The organism is Streptomyces sp. NRRL S-118 (assembly GCF_000716335.1).
Classification (GTDB): domain Bacteria; phylum Actinomycetota; class Actinomycetes; order Streptomycetales; family Streptomycetaceae; genus Streptomyces.
Genome location: NZ_KL591002.1, coordinates 1 through 836 on the forward strand (window position 1 = coordinate 1; position 836 = coordinate 836).

An 836-nucleotide genomic window follows, 5' to 3' on the forward strand; every position below is an offset into this window, starting at 1 on the left:
GTGTGGTGATCCGTCGCCATGAACTGTCCGATGCCGAGTGGGATCTGATACGCCCGTTGCTGCCCCGGTCTGCGCTGGGGCGGCCACGGCTGGACGACCGGAGGGTCCTGAACGGGATCGTCTGGAAGCTCCGCACGGGTGTCCCCTGGCGGGACGTGCCTGGCCGATACGGTCCGTGGACCAGCCTCCACACGCGTTTCCGCCGCTGGGCGGCGGACGGCACGTTCGACCGGATGCTGCGGGCCGCCCGGGCGAAGGCGGACGCGGCCGGTGACACCGAGTGGCTGGTGTCGGTCGACCCAACGATCGTCCACGCCCACCAGCAGGCGGCAGGGGCCCGAAAAGGGGGCGCCGAAGCCCGGCCCTCGGACGGTCCCGAAGCGGACTGACCAGCAAGATCCACCTCGCCTGCGACGCGATCGGCCGCCCGCTCGCGTTCGTCCTGACCGGCGGGAACACCAACGACTGCACCCAGTTCACGGCGCTGATGGACACCATCCGGGTGCCCCGGGCCGGAGCGGGCCGGCCCCGCACCAGGCCCGATCACGTCATCGGCGACAAGGGCTGCAGCGCGAAGGCGATCCGCACCTGGCTGCGGCGCCGGGGCATCAGGCACACCGTCCCGGAACGGGCTCGGCCGACCAGGTCCGCAACCGGGCCCGCAAGGGCAGCCTCGGCGGCCGCCCTCCGGCCTTCGACAAGGAGATCTGCAAGCACCGCAACGTCGTGGAGCGGTGCTTCAACCGCCTCAAGCAGTGGCGAGGCATCGCCACCCGCTACGACAAGACCGCCCAGTCCCACAAGGCGGCCGTCGCCCTCGCATCACTCCTGATGTG

At 71.4% G+C, this 836-nt stretch carries 1 pseudogene; it reads left to right on the forward strand.

The annotated features are described in order from the left end of the window. Positions 1–5: 5 nt before the first annotated feature. Positions 6–836 (forward strand): annotated as a pseudogene (locus IH00_RS39805) (IS5 family transposase); the annotation flags it as partial.